Here is a 510-nt window from a genome sequence, read left to right on the forward strand (position 1 = left end):
GGTAATTTCTATTTGGAAGAACCTGCTAAAGATGGTTCGATTAAGTTAATTCCAGTGGTGAATGTTAAAGGTAAATTCTCAACCAAAACGCAAAATCCAGATGGCAGTATTACGCTTAAGTCATTAGCAGTAAAAGTGAATTTGGCAAATAAAACTCCGATGGTATTAGGTAATGTCGCTGAAGGGGTAGCAGATACGGACGCTGTTAATGTGAAACAGTTGAAATCTGCGAAAACTGAAGTGGAATCTACCGATCACAGTGTGGTGATTAAAGAGCGTCAGGGCGATAATCAGCAAATCGTGTATGATTTGGCGGTTGCTAAAACGAAACTCACTGCCTCTAAGGATAAACGCACCATTAGTGCAGCAGATAAAAGCAACCATTTTGCGACAGGAGATGAAGTCGCAGTAGCAATTAATACCGCAACCGCAGCCGCAAGAACTGAAGTTGAAGCGGGTAAAAATGTGAAAGTGACTTCAAAAACGGGTGCAAATGGTCAGAATATTTAC

General features: G+C 41.0%; 1 pseudogene. It reads left to right on the forward strand.

Going from position 1 to position 510, the window contains the following annotated elements:
- Positions 1–510, forward strand: a pseudogene (locus tag B0183_RS11765) (hypothetical protein); the annotation flags it as partial.

This window comes from Glaesserella parasuis, from assembly GCF_002015085.1.
In the GTDB taxonomy this organism is placed as follows: Bacteria; Pseudomonadota; Gammaproteobacteria; order Enterobacterales; family Pasteurellaceae; genus Glaesserella; species Glaesserella parasuis.